Annotated in this window: 16 protein-coding genes; 10 read left to right on the top strand and 6 right to left on the bottom strand. The window is 70.4% G+C overall.

Going from position 1 to position 16,288, the window contains the following annotated elements:
* Window positions 1–200 precede the first annotated feature (200 nt).
* From PO768_RS23710 to PO768_RS23700, 3 genes are all read left to right on the top strand, one after another.
* Window positions 201–668 (top strand): (2Fe-2S)-binding protein, encoded by a 468-nt coding sequence (locus PO768_RS23710; RefSeq protein WP_272647997.1) that lies wholly within the window; start codon window positions 201–203, stop codon window positions 666–668.
* Window positions 669–670: 2 nt separating this feature from the next.
* Window positions 671–2,884, top strand: a complete 2,214-nt coding sequence (locus tag PO768_RS23705; RefSeq protein WP_272647996.1) for a xanthine dehydrogenase family protein molybdopterin-binding subunit — start codon at window positions 671–673, stop codon at window positions 2,882–2,884.
* Window positions 2,885–2,970: 86 nt separating this feature from the next.
* On the top strand, window positions 2,971–3,759 hold the full coding sequence (locus PO768_RS23700) for a GIN domain-containing protein (RefSeq protein ID WP_272647995.1): 789 nt from the start codon (window positions 2,971–2,973) through the stop codon (window positions 3,757–3,759).
* A 10-nt stretch (window positions 3,760–3,769) separates the two neighbouring features.
* On the opposite strand, the gene PO768_RS23695 is transcribed toward PO768_RS23700, so the two are convergent.
* Entirely contained in the window at window positions 3,770–5,068 is a 1,299-nt protein-coding gene (locus tag PO768_RS23695) for an HD-GYP domain-containing protein (RefSeq protein WP_272647994.1), read from the bottom strand.
* Window positions 5,069–5,129: 61 nt separating this feature from the next.
* Window positions 5,130–5,333 (bottom strand): heavy-metal-associated domain-containing protein, encoded by a 204-nt coding sequence (locus tag PO768_RS23690; RefSeq protein WP_137941339.1) that lies wholly within the window; start codon window positions 5,331–5,333, stop codon window positions 5,130–5,132.
* A 116-nt stretch (window positions 5,334–5,449) separates the two neighbouring features.
* On the opposite strand from PO768_RS23690, the gene PO768_RS23685 reads away from it, so the two are divergent.
* The 3 genes from PO768_RS23685 to PO768_RS23675 are packed head-to-tail and all read left to right on the top strand — an operon-like array spanning window position 5,450 to window position 9,108.
* On the top strand, window positions 5,450–7,795 hold the full coding sequence (locus PO768_RS23685; RefSeq protein WP_272647993.1) for a heavy metal translocating P-type ATPase: 2,346 nt from the start codon (window positions 5,450–5,452) through the stop codon (window positions 7,793–7,795).
* Window positions 7,792–8,193, top strand: a complete 402-nt coding sequence (cueR, locus tag PO768_RS23680) for a Cu(I)-responsive transcriptional regulator (RefSeq protein WP_137941337.1) — start codon at window positions 7,792–7,794, stop codon at window positions 8,191–8,193. Before PO768_RS23685 ends, cueR begins: the two co-directional genes overlap by 4 nt.
* A 27-nt stretch (window positions 8,194–8,220) precedes the next feature.
* Window positions 8,221–9,108: a pirin family protein gene (locus PO768_RS23675; protein WP_272647992.1), complete on the top strand. Its 888-nt coding sequence runs from the start codon at window positions 8,221–8,223 to the stop codon at window positions 9,106–9,108.
* 3 nt (window positions 9,109–9,111) lie between these two features.
* Here the strand turns inward: PO768_RS23675 and PO768_RS23670 are convergent, their stop codons facing one another.
* Window positions 9,112–9,654 (bottom strand): cysteine hydrolase family protein, encoded by a 543-nt coding sequence (locus PO768_RS23670; RefSeq protein ID WP_272647991.1) that lies wholly within the window; start codon window positions 9,652–9,654, stop codon window positions 9,112–9,114.
* Window positions 9,655–9,752: 98 nt separating this feature from the next.
* Between PO768_RS23670 and PO768_RS23665 the strand changes: the two genes are divergently transcribed.
* From PO768_RS23665 to PO768_RS23655, 3 genes are all read left to right on the top strand, one after another.
* Window positions 9,753–10,436 carry an ABC transporter ATP-binding protein gene (locus PO768_RS23665; RefSeq protein WP_272647990.1) on the top strand — a complete coding sequence of 228 codons (684 nt, stop codon included), beginning with the start codon at window positions 9,753–9,755 and terminating at the stop codon, window positions 10,434–10,436.
* On the top strand, window positions 10,420–12,930 hold the full coding sequence (locus PO768_RS23660) for an ABC transporter permease (protein ID WP_272647989.1): 2,511 nt from the start codon (window positions 10,420–10,422) through the stop codon (window positions 12,928–12,930). The genes PO768_RS23665 and PO768_RS23660 overlap by 17 nt, the downstream gene beginning before the upstream one ends.
* Window positions 12,931–13,032: 102 nt before the next feature.
* Complete coding sequence (locus PO768_RS23655) at window positions 13,033–13,332, top strand: hypothetical protein (RefSeq protein WP_272647988.1); 300 nt, start codon at window positions 13,033–13,035, stop codon at window positions 13,330–13,332.
* 28 nt (window positions 13,333–13,360) lie between these two features.
* On the opposite strand, the gene PO768_RS23650 is transcribed toward PO768_RS23655, so the two are convergent.
* Both PO768_RS23650 and PO768_RS23645 read right to left on the bottom strand, forming a co-directional pair.
* Window positions 13,361–14,212, bottom strand: coding sequence for a pirin family protein (locus PO768_RS23650; RefSeq protein WP_272647987.1), 852 nt, complete (start codon window positions 14,210–14,212; stop codon window positions 13,361–13,363).
* Between the two features lie 51 nt (window positions 14,213–14,263).
* A complete protein-coding gene (locus tag PO768_RS23645) occupies window positions 14,264–14,887 on the bottom strand; it encodes an FMN-dependent NADH-azoreductase (protein ID WP_137941329.1) in 624 nt (207 codons plus the stop codon).
* Between the two features lie 125 nt (window positions 14,888–15,012).
* On the opposite strand from PO768_RS23645, the gene PO768_RS23640 reads away from it, so the two are divergent.
* Complete coding sequence (locus PO768_RS23640) at window positions 15,013–15,924, top strand: LysR family transcriptional regulator (RefSeq protein ID WP_137941328.1); 912 nt, start codon at window positions 15,013–15,015, stop codon at window positions 15,922–15,924.
* Between the two features lie 7 nt (window positions 15,925–15,931).
* On the opposite strand, the gene PO768_RS23635 is transcribed toward PO768_RS23640, so the two are convergent.
* Window positions 15,932–16,288: energy transducer TonB (locus tag PO768_RS23635; protein WP_272647986.1), on the bottom strand; the 357-nt coding region annotated here is incomplete at its 5' end.

Below are 16,288 nucleotides of genomic sequence, written 5' to 3'. Positions count from 1 at the left end.
GCGCCGCCCGGGCCCTGGGTCAGGTCTTGCCTGGCGACGAGGCGGCCCTGCTGGACGCCGCCCAGGCGCGCGTCGAGGCGGCGCTGACGCCGGTGCTGACCGCGCTGGGGCCGGGCTGAGGCGCGCGCGTGCAAGCGCGCCGCAAACGGTGTAGGCTCGCCGCCACCTCCAGCCCTTACTTCCCGCAAGAGGAGCACCCGATGATCAAGTTCACCGTCAACGGCAAGCCCGTTTCGCTCGACGCCGACCCCAACGAACCCCTGCTGTGGGCGCTGCGCGAAGACCTGCAACTGACCGGCACCAAGTTCGGCTGCGGCATGGCGCTGTGCGGCGCCTGCACCGTGCATCTGGACGGCCAGCCGATCCGCTCCTGCTCGACCCCGGTCTCGGCCGCCGCCGGCAAGAAGGTCACCACGATCGAGGGCATCGCCGCCAGCAAGACCGGCAAGGCCGTGCAGGCCGCCTGGGTCAAGATCGATGTGCCGCAGTGCGGCTACTGCCAGAGCGGCCAGATCATGAGCGCCTGCGCCTTGCTGGCCGCCAAGAGAAAGCCCAGCGATGCCGACATCGACGGCGCGATGAGTGGCAACCTCTGCCGCTGCGGCACCTACAACCAGATCCGCGCCGCCATCCATGACGCCGCCGCTTCGCTGGCCAAGGGAGGCTGATCATGACCAGCACCAACCGCCGCGAATTCCTCCAGTCGAGTGCCGCGCTGAGCCTGGGCTTTGCCTTGCCCTTGCAGGGCGCCCGCGCCCAGGCCAGCAATACCTTCGCGCCCAATGCCTGGCTGCGCATCACGCCCGACAACCGCATCACCGTGATCTGTGGCTCGGCCGAGATGGGCCAGGGCGTGCTGACCGCGATCCCGATGCTGGTGGCCGAGGAACTGGACGCCGACTGGAGACTGGTCGGCGTCGAGCAGGCCCCGGTCGACCAGGCCTATAACAACCCGATGTTCGGCATGCAGGCCACCGGCGGCAGCACCACGGTGCGCGCCCACTGGCTGCCGGTGCGCCAGGCCGGTGCGGCCGCGCGCGAGATGCTGGTGGCCGCCGCCGCCGCGCAATGGAAGGTCGAGCCGGCCAGCCTGCGCACCGAGGCCGGCCATGTGATCGGCCCCGGTGGCAAGAAGCTGGCCTATGGCGCGCTGGTGGCAGCCGCCGCGCAGCAGCCGGTGCCGGCCAAGCCCACCCTGAAGGCCAGCAAGGACTTCAAGATCCTGGGCAAGCCGACGCGCCGCCTGGACACGCCGGCCAAGGTCAATGGCACGGCCAAGTTCGGCATCGACGCCCAGGTCGAGGGCATGCTGGTCGCGGTGATGGCGCGTGCGCCGATCGCCGGTGCCAAGCCCAGGAGCATGGACGAGGCCAAGGCCCGCGCGATCAAGGGCGTGCAGCAGCTCATCACGATACCCGGCGGCGTCGCGGTGCTGGCCGATGGCTACTGGGCCGCCAAGCAGGGTCGCGATGCGCTCGCCGTGCAATGGGATCTGGGCCCGCATGCCGATCTGTCCAGCGCCAAGGTCAGCGCGATGCTGGCCAGCGCGGCCGACAATGCCGAGGCGGTGGCGGTCGATCAGGGCAATCTGAAGGATGCGATTGCCACCTCCGACAAGACGCTGAGCGCCAGCTACGAGGTGCCTTATCTGGCCCATGCCTGCATGGAGCCGCTGAACTGCCTGGCCTGGGTCAAGGGGGACGAGGTCACGATCTGGGCCGGCACGCAGAGCCAGGGCCCGGCGCAGGGCATCCTCGGTCAGGTGGCCCAGGCCACACCGGCCAAGGTCAAGGTCAACACCCTGCTGCTGGGCGGGGGGTTCGGCCGCCGCTTCGCGCCCGACTTCGCGATCGATGCGGTGCTGCTGTCCAAGGCCAGCGGCCGGCCGGTCAAGCTGATCTACACCCGCGAGGACGATATGGCGGCCGGCTACTACCGCCCGGCCTCGCTGGTGCGTTTTGAAGCCGCGCTGGACGACAAGGGCCGGGCCACCGCGCTGCGCGCCGACATCGGCAGCCCCTCCATCATGGCGGCCTCGGGCTTTATGAAGATTCCGGAGAACGGCGTCGACGCGATGGCGGTCGAGGGTCTGGCCGACCAGCCCTACGACATCCCGAACCAGCGCATCGCCTACGGCCGCGCCGAACCCGGCCCGCAGGTCTGGTTCTGGCGCTCGGTGGGCCATTCGCAGAACGCCTTCTTCATCGAGAGCTTTGTCGACGAGATGGCCGCCGCGGCCAAGGCCGACCCGCTGCAGTTCCGCCTGGCCCTGCTGGCCAAGAAGCCGCGCCACAAGGCCGTGCTGGAGGCGGCGGCCACCAAGGCCGGCTGGGGCAAACCGCTCGCCAAAGGGCGCTTTCGCGGCATCGCGGTGGCCGAGAGCTTCGGCAGCTATGTCGCCGAGGTTGCAGAGATCTCGGTGGCCGACGATGGCACGCCCAAGGTGCACCGCGTCGTCGCGGCCGTCGATTGCGGCCAGACCGTCAATCCGCTGACCATNGAGATCTCGGTGGCCGACGATGGCACGCCCAAGGTGCACCGCGTCGTCGCGGCCGTCGATTGCGGCCAGACCGTCAATCCGCTGACCATCGCGCGCCAGATCGAGGGCGGCATCGTCTACGGCCTGTCCGCCGCGCTCTACGGCAAGATCACCCACAAGGACGGCCGGGTCGAGCAGGGCAATTTCCATGACTACCCGGTGCTGCGCCTGAGCGAGATGCCGAAGGTGGAAGTGCATATCCTGCCCAGTCAGGAAGCGCCCGGCGGCATCGGCGAACCCGGCACGCCGCCGATCGCGCCGGCCCTGGCCAACGCGATCTTCGCGGCCACCGGCAAGCGCATCCGCAGCCTGCCGATCGACACCGCGCTGCTGAAGAAAGCCTGATCCAGCGAGGCGCTTTCTTTCTTTCTTCATCGATGCTTCATCGCGGTGGCGGCACAGTGGCCGCCATCATGAAGCGAGGAGTGTCGATGAAGCCCACCACCCGCCGGACCGCCCTGGTGGCAGGTCTTGCCCTGCTGGCGGCCTGCGCCCAGGTCAGCCTGCAGGACGAGACCGTCACCGCACTGCGCATCGAGGGTCCGGTAGACCTGGTGCTGGACACAGGGGCTGCCGAATCCGCGCAGCGCGAGCAGCTCAAGGGCTTGCGCCGCGCGCGCGAGGGCAACACCCTGGTGCTGAGCGCAGACCCCGGCCAGCGCGGCCGGCTCTCGGCGCGGCTGCCGCTGCCGGCGCGGCTGAGCCGGCTCAGCATTGCCGGTGGCGCCGATGTCACGCTGCCTGAGCTGCAGGCCGAGCTGATCAGCCTGGAGCTCAGCGGCAGCGGCCGGCTCAGCCTGGACCGGCTGCGGGCCCGCCAGCTGCTGATCGACATCAGCGGCTCGGGTGATCTGCGCCTGGGCCGGGTCGAGGTCGGCGAACGCGCCGAGGCCAAGCTGGGCGGCTCCGGCGATCTGCATATCGAGCGCCTGCGCGCGCCGCACTGGCAGGCCAGCCTGCACGGCTCGGGCAGGGTGCATGCGGCCGGCTGGGCTGCTCAGCAGCAGTGGCGCATCAGTGGCTCCGGCGGCGTCCATGCCGGCGCACTGGACGGCCAGCATCTCGAACTGGCCTGCTGGGGCAGCGGCGACAGCCAGCTGGGCCGCAGCGAGCGGCTGCTGCTGCGGCTGTATGGCTCGGGCGATGTGGTCTATGCCGGCGAGCCCGTGCTGCAGCTGCGCCAGCTGGGCTCGGGTGGCGCGCGCTCGCGCGGGTCCTGAGCCGGGGCTTTCAGGCCTCGGCGGGCTGCAGCGCCGCGCCACGCACCGCCTCGATCAAGGTCTGCACCAGGGCCAGATCCTCGGGGCCCATCAGACCGGCCCGCATCAGCGAGGCACGCTCCAGCTCGCGCAAGCGCCAGGCGAATTCGCGCACCAGGGCCAGCACCTCCTGCTGCACCTCGGGATCGCGGCGCGCCAGCAGGCGCAGCACATGCTCGGGCCCGTGCAGGTCCAGGCCCGCGCTGCTGAAGGACTGCTGCAGCTGGTCGATGCGCTGTCCGCACAGCGCCAGCATGCTGCGCAGCTCGGGCGAACCCTCGCTCAGCCGCTCGCGCAGCTGCGGCCGGATCTCGCGAAAGCGCTGCAGCAGCTCCGACACCCGCAGTGCCTGCGGCAAGGCCGCCTCCAGGCTGCGGTGTTCATCGGCCAGATGGCCGCCGGCATCGCTGGCTCGACCGGCGGCGCGCAAGGCCTCCAGCAGGGCCGGGCCGAACTCGCCCGGGATCAGGCGCGTCGCCACGCTGGCATGGGCCACCAGGCTGGACCCACTCTCCAGCAGGCCCATCAGCCACTCGGCCGCCGCCAAGGCCTGGGCCTCGATGCCGAACTGCCCGCCGGCCAGCCCGCGCGGGTAGCCGAAGCCATCGAGCCGCTCGTGATGGCTGAGCACCAGCTCGGCCAGCGCCGGCCCTGCGCCGTCCATGCCTTGCAAGACCCGCTGGCCGACCAGCGGATGGGTGACGATGTGCTTCCACTGCTCGGCCTGCAGCGGCGTGTCGCGGCGCAGATAGGCGGGGTCGATATAGAGCTCGCCCACATCGTGCACCAGGCCGGCCAGCGCGAGCCGGCGCTGGGCCTCGATGTCGCCACCGAGCAGGCGCCGCGCCAGCGCCCGCGCCATCAGGGCCACGCCCACTGCATGGCGCAGCCGATCAGCGCCACAGTCGGCATAGACGCTCAGCAACGATTGCAGCGGGGCGCTCAGGCGCAGCCGGGTCAGCGCCAGCGGCACCGCCGGCTCGGCACCGCACAAGGCACGCAGCAGCGGGTAGTCGTCCAGCAGGGCCGCCGCCACCGGGCCGAAGCGCTCCGGCGTCAGGCCGCCCTCGACCCGCAGGCAGTCCTCCAGCGGCTTCGCCAGCTTGTGCTGCAGCAGGCGCTCACGCGTCGCCTCGTCCAGCTTCGCGCCCTTGGCCAGCAGCTTCTGGCCGCTGCCGCTGACGATATCCTCGCTGGCCTCGACGCTGCTGCGCCCGGCGCTGACCATCACATGGTCGAGGTAGTGCGGGTTGACCGTCGCGCTGTCCATGAGCCGCTCCCTGAGGGTCCTGGCCCATTGTGGCGGCGCCCGGCCGCCAAAGTCCAGGGCCTCAGAGGACTTCGGTGGCCGGCGTGTAGCCCGCCTCGCTGAGCGCCCGGGCCAGCACCTCGCGGCCCAGCTCGCTGCCGATGCGCACGCGCCGGGCCTCGCGCTCGAACTCCAGCGTCGCCGCGGCGTCCAGGGCCTTGACGGTCTCGGTGACGGTGGCAACGCAATGGCCGCAAGTCATATCGGGCAGATGGAATTGATGCATGGTGCTGGTACTCCTGAGGACGGTTGATGTCGGCAGCTTAAAGTCTGCCATCGTGGCAAGGTCAAGCGCAATTTGAGGCTTGACCTTCCCATAATGGCAAGCTCCAGACTGCCCTCATGAACACCATCACCACCCTGCCCATCAGCGGCATGAGCTGCGCGTCCTGCGTCGGCCGTGTCGAAAAAGCCCTGCGAGCGGTTGCCGGCGTCAGCCGGGCCGAGGTCAACCTGGCCAGCGAGGCCGCGACCGTCGCCGGCCCGGCCGGGCTGGACACGCTGCGCGCGGCCATCGAGAAGGCCGGTTACGGGCTGCGGACACAAGACCTGACCCTGGCAATCAGCGGTATGACCTGCGCCTCCTGCGTCGGCCGGGTCGAGAAGGCCTTGCGCAAGCAGCCAGGTGTGCTGAGCGCCGAGGTCAATCTGGCCACCGAAACCGCCAGCGTGCGCCTGCTGGCCGGCCAGTCGACCGAAGCGCTGCTGCAGGCCGTCGCCAAAGCCGGCTACAGCGCGGCATTGAATGCGGATGCCGCGGGCGAGGCCAAGCCGGCCTGGGCACAAAGCGGCTGGCCGGTGCTGATCGCCGCGCTGCTCTCGGCCCCGCTGGTCGTGCCGATGCTGGGCATGCTGGCGGGCCGGCACTGGATGATTGATGGCTGGCTGCAGCTGCTGCTGAGCGCACCGGTGCAGTTCTGGCTGGGCGCGCGCTTCTACAAGGCCGGCTGGGCCGCCGCCCGGGCCGGCAGCGGCAATATGGACCTGCTGGTCGCGCTGGGTACCAGCGCAGCCTTCGGCCTGAGCCTCTACCACCTGCTGGGGGGCGCCTCGGCCCATGCGCTGTACTTCGAGTCCTCGGCCGTCGTGATCACCTTGGTGCTCCTGGGCAAATGGCTGGAAGCGCGCGCCAAGCGCCAGACCACCGCCGCGATCCGCGCGCTGCAGGCGCTGCAGCCACAGACCGCCCGCGTCATCCGAGATGGCCGCGAGCAGGAGCTGCCGATCGCCGCGCTGCGCCTGGGCGACGAGCTGATCGTGCGGCCGGGTGAGCGCATCCCGGTCGACGGCGAGCTGCTGGAGGGCCACAGCCAGGTCGATGAGTCCTTGATCACCGGTGAGAGCCTGCCGGTGGCCAAGCAGCCCGGTGCGCGCCTGACCGGCGGCAGCGTCAACGGCGAGGGCCTGCTGCGCCTGCGCTGCACGGCGCTGGGCGCCGAGTCGACGCTGGCCCGCATCGCCCGCATGGTCGAGGACGCGCAAGGCCACAAGGCGCCGATCCAGCGTCTGGTCGACCAGGTCAGCGCGGTCTTTGTGCCGGTGGTGCTGATGATCGCGCTGATCACGCTGCTGGGCTGGGGGCTCGGTATCGGTGACTGGGAACAGGCCTGGCTCAACGCGGTCGCGGTGCTGGTGATCGCCTGCCCCTGCGCGCTGGGTCTGGCCACACCGGCCGCCATCATGGCCGGCACCGGTGTCGCCGCCAGCCACGGCATCCTGATCAAGGACGCTCAGGCGCTGGAGCAGGCGCACCGGCTGCAGCTGGTGGCGCTGGACAAGACCGGTACGCTGACCGAGGGTCGGCCGCAGCTCATCGCGGCCGAGGGATCGCCGGAACTGCTGCGCTGGGCCGCGGCGCTGCAGGCGGGCAGCGAGCATCCGCTGGCGCATGCGGTTCGGGTCGCGGCGCAAGACCTGGCCCTGCCCGCCAGCGAGAATCTGCGCGCGGTCGCCGGGCGCGGCGTGCAGGCCCGCGTCGAACAGCAAGACCTGGCCCTGGGCAGCGGCCGCTGGATGCAGGAGCTGGGCGTCGACCTGGGCCCGCAGCAGGTACGTGCCACCGCGCTGCAGGCCGAGGGCCGCACCGTGTCCTGGCTGGCGGCGATCGGCGAACAGCCGCGGCTGATCGGCCTGCTGGCCTTCGGCGATGCCTTGAAGCCTCAGGCCACCGTCGCCGTGCAGCGTCTGCAGGCGCTGGGCATACGCACCCTGCTGCTCAGCGGCGACAACGCCGGCAGCGCCCAGGCGGTGGCCAAGACGCTGGGCATTGACGAGCTGCGCGCCGAGCTGCTGCCCGAGGACAAGGCCCGCATCATCGCGGAACTGAAGGCCCAGGGCCGGCATGTCGCGATGGTCGGTGACGGCATCAACGACGCTCCGGCGCTGGCGGCCGCCGATGTCGGCATGGCGATGGCCACCGGCACCGAGGTCGCGATGGCGGCGGCCGGCATCACGTTGATGCGCGGCAACCCGGCCCTGGTCGCCGATGCGATCGATATCTCCAAGCGCACCTACGCCAAGATCCGGCAGAACCTGTTCTGGGCCTTTGCCTACAACGTCGTCGGCATCCCGCTGGCGGCGCTGGGCTATCTGAACCCGGTGATCGCCGGCGCAGCGATGGCGCTGTCCAGCGTCTCGGTGCTGGGCAATGCACTGCTGCTGAAACGCTGGAAGGGCCTGGCGACATGAGCACGCTGTTCAATATCGGCGAGGCGGCCGCGCGTTCGGGCGTCTCGGCCAAGATGCTGCGGCACTACGAGTCGCTGGGCCTGCTGCCTCAGGTCGCGCGCACCGAGGCCGGCTACCGGCTCTATTCGGACAAGGAGGTGCACACGCTGCGCTTCATCCGCCGCGCCCGCGATCTGGGCTTCTCGATCGCCGAGATCACCGAACTGCTGAAGCTCTGGCAGAACCGCCGGCGCGCCAGCAGCGAGGTCAAGCGCATCGCGCTGGCCCATGTGGCCGACCTGGACCGCCGCCTGGCCGAGATGACGGCGATGAAACGCAGCCTGGAGGCCTTGGCCAGCTGCTGTCATGGCGACGAGCGGCCCGACTGTCCCATCCTCGATGGTCTGTCTGAGGCATGATCGCCGCTCTGACGAAAGGAGCCCTCGATGGCCTGGATTGAACGTTTCACCGCCAAGCAAGGCGAGGTCGGCGGCCTGCCGATCAGCCGCGCCTTGCCGGTCGTGGGCCGCCGCACCGTCGGCGCCTGGTGCTTTATGGACCATGCCGGCCCGGCCACGCTGGCGCCGGGCCAGGGCATGCGGGTCGGCCCGCATCCGCACACCGGGCTGCAGACCTTCAGCTGGATGATAGAAGGCGAGATCCTGCATCGCGACTCGCTGGGCAGCGAGCAGGTCCTGCGCGCCGGCCAGGTCAATCTGATGACGGCCGGGCGTGGCATCTGCCACTCGGAGGAATCGCTGACCGACAGGCTGCAGCTGGCCCAGCTGTGGATCGCCTTGCCGGAGCACAGCCGCTTCGGCCCGCCGCGCTTCGAGCACTTCGCCGAACTGCCGCAGCTGAGCCTGGGCGGCTTCGCGGGCACGCTGCTGGTCGGCAGCCACGGCGGCGCGCGCTCGCCGGTGCCCAGCGATACCGAACTGCTGGGCATGGACCTGGCCTGCGCCGCTGCGGCCGAGGCCGAGCTGGCGCTGCAAGCTCATTTCGAACACGGGCTGATGGCGCTGGAGGGCGAGCTGACGCTGCAGTTGGACAACGGCGAGACCGCCTCGCTGCAGCCCGGCGAGCTGCTCTATCTCGCGCCCGGCCAGACCCGGCTGCAGCTGCGCAGCGCGGCGGCCGCGCGGCTGCTGCTGCTGGGCGGCCCGCCCTTCCCGGAGCCGCTGCTGCTGTGGTGGAACTTTGTCGGCCGCAGCCCCGACGAGATCCGCCGCTTCGCGGCCGACTGGAACGCCGGCCAGGGCTTTGGCGAGGTCAGGGGCTATGACGGCGAGCGCCTGCTGGCGCCCGAGGTGCCGGCGCTGCGCGCGCCCTGATCCTCAGGGATCGAGATCGATCTGCGCACTCGGCTCGGCACTGATGCGCGGGCCGAAGCTGCTGATCTCGGACAGCGTGGCATTGTGGTGCTCGCGGATGAAGGCCGCACTGGCATGCGGCTTGTCGTGCGTGGTGTGGGCATCGGCCGCCAGCACGACCTCGAAACCCAGCGCGGCGGCGCGGCGCGCGGTCGTGTCGATGCAGAACTCGCTGGCATAGCCGCATAGCACGACGCGCCGGCGGCCATGCTTGGCCAGCCAGTCCGCCAGACCGGTGCGCAAAAAGGAATCCGGCGTGGTCTTGCGCAAGAGCGCATCGCCGACGCCGATACTCAGCTTTGACTCCAATAGCCAGCTGTCCGAATGAAAGGCCAGCAGGCCCTCGGCAGTCTCATGCTGGATGAAGGCCACCGGCACACCCTGCTGATGCGCCCGGGCGGTCAGCGCATTGATGCGCGCCACCACCACATCGGCCTCGAAGGGCCGCGGCTCGGGCTCGAACAGCCCGCGCTGCACATCGATCACCAGAACCGCCGTCTCACCCATGGAACTCCTTCATGCCAGACCAAGCCGTCCCAGTCTAGCCGCAGACGCCAAGCCCTGGCACGCCGGCAGGGCTTGGCGTCTGCGACTAGGATGTCCCGATGATCGAAGTCAACCAGCTCTCGATGACTTACCAACTCGGCGGCCGGTCCATCGCGGTGCTGCGCGACATCAGCCTGCGCATCGAGGCCGGGCAGCGCGTCGCGGTGGCCGGCCCGTCGGGCTCCGGCAAGACCTCGCTGCTGCTGCTGCTCAGCGGCCTGGAGCGACCAGCCAGCGGGCGCATCGCGGTGGACGGGGTCGACCTGGCCTCCCTCGATGCCGATGGCCTGGCCGATCTGCGGCGTGATCGCATCGGTATCGTGTTCCAGTCCTTCCATCTGCTGCCCAGCCTCAGCGCGCTGGACAACGCCGCACTGCCGCTGCAGATGGCCGGCCGGCGCGACGCCCGCGAGAAGGCACGCGAGCTGCTGGCGCGCGTCGGCCTGGCCGAGCGCATGCACCATTACCCCGGCCAGCTCTCCGGCGGCGAACAGCAGCGGGTGGCGATCGCGCGCGCCCTGGTGCACCGGCCGCGCCTGCTGCTGGCCGACGAGCCGACCGGCAATCTGGATGACCAGACTGCGGCCTCGGTGCGCGAGCTGCTGTTCGAGCTGAACCGCGAACTCGGCACCACCCTGGTCCTGGTCACCCACGACCTGGACTTCGCGGCCCGCTGCGAGCGGGTGCTGCGCCTGCACGAGGGCTTGCTGCACGAGGCCCGCGCCGATGCGCTTCCTGCTTAGCCTGGCCTGGCGCGACCTGCGCCACAGCGGCCGCAGCCTGTGGATCTTCTTCGCCTGCCTGGTGCTGGGTGTAGCCCTGGTCGCAGCGGGCGGCGGTCTGTATCGACAGGTGGCCGATGCCTTGCAGGCCGACGCCAGGCAGCTGTTCGGCGGCGATGTCGAGGTCACCCAGCGCCGGCCGCTGCCGGCCGAGGCGCTGGACTGGATGCAGGCTTCGGGCACGGTCTCGAGCGGCATCGAGTTGCGCACCATGCTGCGCATCGCCTCGGGCCGCTCCGAGCTGGTCGAGCTGCTCAGCGCCGATGCGCACTACCCGCTCTATGGCGAGCTGCTGCTGGAACCGGCGCAGCCGCTGGCCCAGGCCCTGGGCGAACGCGAGGGCCACTGGGGCGCGGCGCTGGACGCGGTGCTGGCCCGCCGTCTGGGGCTGAGCATCGGCCAATGGGTGGAGATCGGCGCAGCTCGTCTGGAGCTGCGCGCGCTGATCCTGCGCCAGCCTGATCGCAGCCTGCGGGCCGACTGGAGCGGCGCGCCGGCACTGGTGGCCGAGGGCGCGCTGCAGGCCACCGGCCTGGTGCAGCCGCTGAGCCGGCTGGAGTATCGCTACCGGGTTCGCACCGAGCAGCCGGCCGGTGAATGGCGGCGCGATTTCATGCGGGCCTTCCCGCTGCTGGAAGCCGAGGTGCGCAGCTTCGAGCAGCGCAGCGAGCGCATGGCCGAGGTGCTGGCCCAGATCGGCTCGGGCCTGCTGCTGATCGGTTTCTCGGCGCTCTTCATCGGCGGGCTCGGGGTGTTCAACAGCGTGCAGGCCTATCTGCAGGGCAAGCTGGCCTCGCTGGCCACCTTGCGTGCCCTGGGCCTGCGCGATGGCCGGCTGGCGCGCATGGTGCTGCTGCAGATCCTGATGCTGGCGAGTCTGGCCAGCCTGACCGGTGTGCTGCTGGGCAATGGGCTGGCACTCGCGGGCACGCTGGCCGCCGCCGAACGGCTGCCGCTGGCACCGGCACTGGCGGGCCTGCTGGCCCCCTCGCTGCTGGCTTTTGTCTTCGGCCTGCTGACCGCACTGGCCTTTGCCGTGCCGGCCCTCGGGCGGGCCTTGTCGGTAACGCCGGCGGCGCTGTTTCGCAGCGTGGACGGCAGCAGCCTGCGTACCCCCACGCGCGCCTGGCTGCTCAGCGCCGGGGTCGGCCTGGTCCTGCTGGCCCTGCTGGTGCTGGCCCTGCCCGACTGGCGTTTCGGGCTGGCTTTTGTTGCGGCCACGGCCGCCCTGCTGCTGCTGCTCGAAGCCCTCACTCGCGGTCTGCGCTCGCTGGCCGGCCGGGCCCAGGCCAGCGAGCGCTGGGCCTTGCCGCTGGAGCTGCGCCTGGCCCTCGCTGGCCTGCAGCGACCGAATTCGCCGCTGCGTGCGGCCCTGCTGTCGCTAGGCGCGGCGCTGAGCCTGCTGGTGGCCTGCACCCTGGTGGTGACCGCCTTGCTGCGCATGGTCAACGAGACCCTGCCCGACAAGGCGCCGGCCCTGTTGTTCTACGACGTGCAGACCGATCAGCTCGATCTGCTGCGCCGCACCTTGCGCGCCGAGCCCGGGCCGCAGCAGTTGCAGACCGCGCCCTTGGTGCTGGGCCGGCTGGTGGCCGTCAACGGCACGGCCCTGCGTGACAGCGGTGACGAACGGCGCCGACGCGAGGCGCGCGACGAGCACAAGCTCAGCAGCCGGGCCGGCAATATCGACGATGTCGTGGTCGAGCGGGGCGCCTGGTGGCCGGCCGATCATGCGGGTGCCGCCCTGGTGGCGATGGAAGACCGCGAAGCCGATCAGCTGGGCCTGAAGGTCGGCGACCGGCTGCAGTTCGACATCATGGGCACGGCCGTGGATGTGCAACTGGCCGCGATCTATGCACAGCGCCGCACCCAGGCGCGCCTGTGGCTGGAGGCCATCTTCAGCGACGGCGTGCTCGACCCCTTCATCACCCGCCATGTCGGCGCCGCCTACATGCCGGCCGAGGCCGCACTGCGGGCTCAGGACCGGCTGGCGGCGGCGGCACCCAATATCGCCAGCGTGCGCACCGAGGCCTTGCTGCGCGAGACCCGCGCGCTGATGGGGCGCGCCAGCAGCGGCCTGGCCGTGGTGGCTGGCGTCTGCCTGGCCGCCAGCCTGCTGGTGCTGGCCAGCGTGGTGGCGGCCAGCCGGACCCGCCAGGTCTATGACTCCACGGTGATGCACGCGCTGGGCGCGCGCCTGTCCAGCCTGCGCCGGCTGCTGTACTGGGAATATGCGCTGCTGGCCCTGGTGACGGCCGGCTTTGCGATGGTCGCCGGCAGCCTGCTGGCGACCGCGCTGCTGCACTGGCGGCTGGACCTCGACCCTGCCGGCCTGTACTGGACCGGCGGCCTGACGGCCCTCAGCGTCAGCACGCTGAGCCTGGGGCTGGGTGCGCGCTATCTGCTGCGCCAGCTGCGTCTGAGCCCAGCCCTGCTGCTGCGCAGCGCCAACTGATCGGCTCACGGTGTCGGGCGACGACCAGCTCTCCTGCAAGGCGTTCGACGCACGCGCTCTGCAGCGCCTGGCCTGCCGCGCCCCCAACTGCCCGGTCAATCCATGAGCGTGTCGGCGGCCTGGATCGCAAGCGGGGCGACGGCCGCCTACTTCGCCCTGGTGCCGCTGCTGTTCGCCGCCGTCAACAGCGGACTGCCAATGTGGCTGGAGCGGCTGCTGCTGGGCCTGGCCACACCAGGCGTGCTGCTGGTGCTGGTCTGGATGCCGCTGCTCAAGAGCCTGGGACTGGGCCAGGGGGAATGGATCGTCGGTCCCAGCCTGGCCGCCTACGTGCTGCTGGCGCTGAGCTACAGCGCCGCGGCCGGCACCCTGGCCTGGCTGCTCGGCCGGCTGCTGCGATAGCAGGCGGCCGGGGTTTGCGCGCATTCGCTCAGGCCAGCTTCCCCGTCTGGAAGTCACGCACCGCCTGCATCAGCTCGGCCTGGGTGTTCATCACAAAGGGGCCGTACTGCGCGATCGGCTCGTTCAGCGGCTTGCCGGCGATCAGGATCGCGCGGGTCGGCTCATCGCCAGCCACCAGCCGCACACCGTCGCTCCCCGGTGTGTTGGCCAGTATCGCCATGCGTTGCGGCGGCACCGTGCAGCCGGTCTCGAAGCGCAGCGCGCCGCGATAGACGTAGACAAAGGCGTTGTGCGTCTCGGGCAGCAGCTGCTCGAAGCTCGCACCAGGCGCCAGATGCAAGTCCAGGTACAGCGGCTCGGTGTGCTCGCGCTGCACCGCGCCCTTGACGCCATGGCTCTCGCCGGCGATCACGCGCACCTTGACGCCATCCTGCTCGAACTCCGGGATCTCGGCGCTGGCGATGTCGCGATACCAAGGGTCACGCAGCTTGTCCTTGGCCGGCAGGTTGAGCCACAGCTGGAAGCCTTCCATCCGGCCCTGCTGCTGCTCGGGCAGCTCGCTATGGATCACGCCACGGCCGGCGGTCATCCATTGCACGCCACCGCCCTCGATCAAGCCCTCGTTGCCGGCCGAGTCGCGATGCCGCATCCGGCCTTCGAGCATATAGCTGATGGTCTCGAAGCCGCGGTGCGGATGGTCGGGAAAGCCGGCGATGTAGTCATCGGCCTGGTCCGAGCCAAAGGCGTCCAGCATCAAAAAGGGGTCCAGGCGGCGCTGCAAGGTGTTGGTCAGCACACGGGTCAGCTTGACCCCGGCGCCATCGCTGGTCGCCAGGCCGGCGACCAGGCGCTCCCCCGCGCGCGGCTGGGTCAGCGTCAAGGTGGTGGGGCTCCTGGTCGGTGCTCCTTGTCGATAGGGAATGAGAGTGAATTAGACCGTAGCCGGGCTGAACAGCTCGGCGATCTGCGCACGGGCGCCGGCCACTGCGGCGGCTTCGGCATCCGGGCCCATCGCCAGGCCTTCGGCATAGATGAAGCTGACATCGGTCATGCCCAGGAAGCCCAGCACGGTCTTCAGATAGGGCACCATGGTGTCGCTGGGCTGGTCGCGGTAGACGCCGCCGCGGGCCAGCACCACATAGACCTTCTTGCCCTTGACCAGGCCTTCGGGGCCGTTGGCCGTGTAGCGGAAGGTCGTGCCGGCGCGGGCCACCGCGTCGATCCAGTTCTTCAGCTGGGTCGGGATGCCGAAGTTGATCATCGGTGCGCCGATCACGATCGCATCATGGGCTTGCAGCTCATTGATCAGCGCATCGTTCTCGGCCACGCGGGCATTCTGCTCGGCGCTGCGCGCATCGGCCGGGGTGAACAGCGCGCCCAGGGCGGCCTCGTCCATCACGGGGGTCGGGTTCAGGCCCAGGTCGCGCACGGTGACGCTGGCGCCGGCATGCTGGGCCTTCAAGGCCTCGACCAGTTCGCTGGCCAGACGGGTGGAGAAAGAGCCTTGGCCGTCCTGGACACGACGGGCGCTGGAGTTGATTTGCAGAACGTTCATGGTGGTGCTCCGGTAGTGGGTTGGGTCGTCGTCTTGACGATGGCTCCAATGTATTGGGCAGACTCGCGAGACAGAAGACGGCAGTCTGGATAAGATCGTTCCACCAACGAGACAATCAAGCCCATATGAGCCTGGACGCCGACGATCTACTGCTGTTTGCCCGCGTGGCCGAGGCCGGCTCCTTCAGCCGCGCCGCCGAGCGGGTCAAGCTGCCCAAATCCACCGTCTCGCGCCGCCTGGCGGCACTCGAAGAACGGCTGGGCGAGAAACTATTGCAGCGCAGCACCCGCCGCCTGACCCTGACCGAGTTCGGCCAGGGGGTGCTGGAACATGCGCGGGCGGTGGCCGCCGAGGTGGACGGCGCGCTGTCGCTGGCCCTGCACCGCCAGCAGCGCCCGACCGGGCGGCTGCGGGTCTCGATGCCGGCCGACTTCGCCCATCAGGCACTGGCGCCGATGTTGTGCGCCTTTGCCCTGGAGTATCCGGAGGTGTCGCTGGAGCTGGACCTGTCGCCGCGCCGGGTCGATCTGATCGCCGAGGGCTTCGATCTGGCGGTGCGCATGGGCGATCTGCCCGAGGACAGTCAGCTCGCCGCGCGCCGTCTGGCCCTGTTCACGAACAGCCTGTACGCCGCCCCCAGCTATCTGCGCCTGCATGGAGAACCGCAACTGCCCGAGGCCCTGGGCAGCATGCATGGGCTGATGATTCTGTCGCGCTCCGGCGAGCCCATGCCCTGGAGCCTGCGGCGCGGCAGCGAGGGCCTGGCGTGGCAAGGCGTGCCCGACAAGCGCAGCCTGGTCAACGCGCCCGATATGCTGCTGCGCCTGGCCTGCGCCGGCGTCGGCATCACGGCCGTGGGCGACCACTTCGCCCAGCCCTATGTCAGCCGCGGCGAACTGGTGCGGGTGCTGCCCGACTGGGAGCTGGAACCGGCCGCCTGCTGGGCGGTCTTTCCCGGACGTCGGCTGATGCCGCTGCGCACCCGGGTCTTTATCGAAGCGATGGCCACGGCGCTGTCGGCCTGCCCGGGCCAGTGATGCGGCCTCACTCCGGAGGCCGGAAGCCGACCTCCACCGTGGCCACCCGGGTCTTGCTGATCGGCGCGAAACGCCAGCGCGCCACCGCCGCCAGCACGCTGGCGACCAGGCGCTGATTGCTGGACTTCAGTACCTCGGGCGCCTGCACCGTGCCATCGGGCTTGACCTCGAACTGCACCAGCACCGAGCCGCTGCCGCGGCCACGCAGCAGCACCGCCGGGTATTCGGGCTCGACCCGCTCGATCAGCCGCAGCGGCTCTTCCGGCGGCTCGGGGGCGGGCGGCACTGCCGCCACCGCCGCGACCGCCGGGCTGGGCATGGCCGGGCTGGCGGCCTGCGGAGCGAGTGCCACCGCCTGAGTGAT

Source organism: Paucibacter sp. XJ19-41, from assembly GCF_028462495.1.
Lineage (GTDB): Bacteria > Pseudomonadota > Gammaproteobacteria > Burkholderiales > Burkholderiaceae_C > Roseateles_E.
This window is presented reverse-complemented; position numbering and strand designations above follow the sequence as displayed.

Bases quoted from the DNA above. Each gene is read 5' to 3' on its own strand.
- PO768_RS23710 (WP_272647997.1), top strand. From the start codon at position 201: ATGATCAAGTTCACCGTCAACGGCAAGCCCGTTTCGCTCGACGCCGAC.
- PO768_RS23665 (WP_272647990.1), top strand. From the start codon at position 9,753: ATGATCGAAGTCAACCAGCTCTCGATGACTTACCAACTCGGCGGCCGG.
- PO768_RS23670 (WP_272647991.1), bottom strand. From the start codon at position 9,654: ATGGGTGAGACGGCGGTTCTGGTGATCGATGTGCAGCGCGGGCTGTTC.
- PO768_RS23685 (WP_272647993.1), top strand. From the start codon at position 5,450: ATGAACACCATCACCACCCTGCCCATCAGCGGCATGAGCTGCGCGTCC.
- PO768_RS23660 (WP_272647989.1), top strand. From the start codon at position 10,420: ATGCGCTTCCTGCTTAGCCTGGCCTGGCGCGACCTGCGCCACAGCGGC.
- PO768_RS23655 (WP_272647988.1), top strand. From the start codon at position 13,033: ATGAGCGTGTCGGCGGCCTGGATCGCAAGCGGGGCGACGGCCGCCTAC.
- PO768_RS23645 (WP_137941329.1), bottom strand. From the start codon at position 14,887: ATGAACGTTCTGCAAATCAACTCCAGCGCCCGTCGTGTCCAGGACGGC.
- PO768_RS23675 (WP_272647992.1), top strand. From the start codon at position 8,221: ATGGCCTGGATTGAACGTTTCACCGCCAAGCAAGGCGAGGTCGGCGGC.
- PO768_RS23690 (WP_137941339.1), bottom strand. From the start codon at position 5,333: ATGCATCAATTCCATCTGCCCGATATGACTTGCGGCCATTGCGTTGCC.
- PO768_RS23695 (WP_272647994.1), bottom strand. From the start codon at position 5,068: ATGGACAGCGCGACGGTCAACCCGCACTACCTCGACCATGTGATGGTC.
- cueR (WP_137941337.1), top strand. From the start codon at position 7,792: ATGAGCACGCTGTTCAATATCGGCGAGGCGGCCGCGCGTTCGGGCGTC.
- PO768_RS23640 (WP_137941328.1), top strand. From the start codon at position 15,013: ATGAGCCTGGACGCCGACGATCTACTGCTGTTTGCCCGCGTGGCCGAG.
- PO768_RS23700 (WP_272647995.1), top strand. From the start codon at position 2,971: ATGAAGCCCACCACCCGCCGGACCGCCCTGGTGGCAGGTCTTGCCCTG.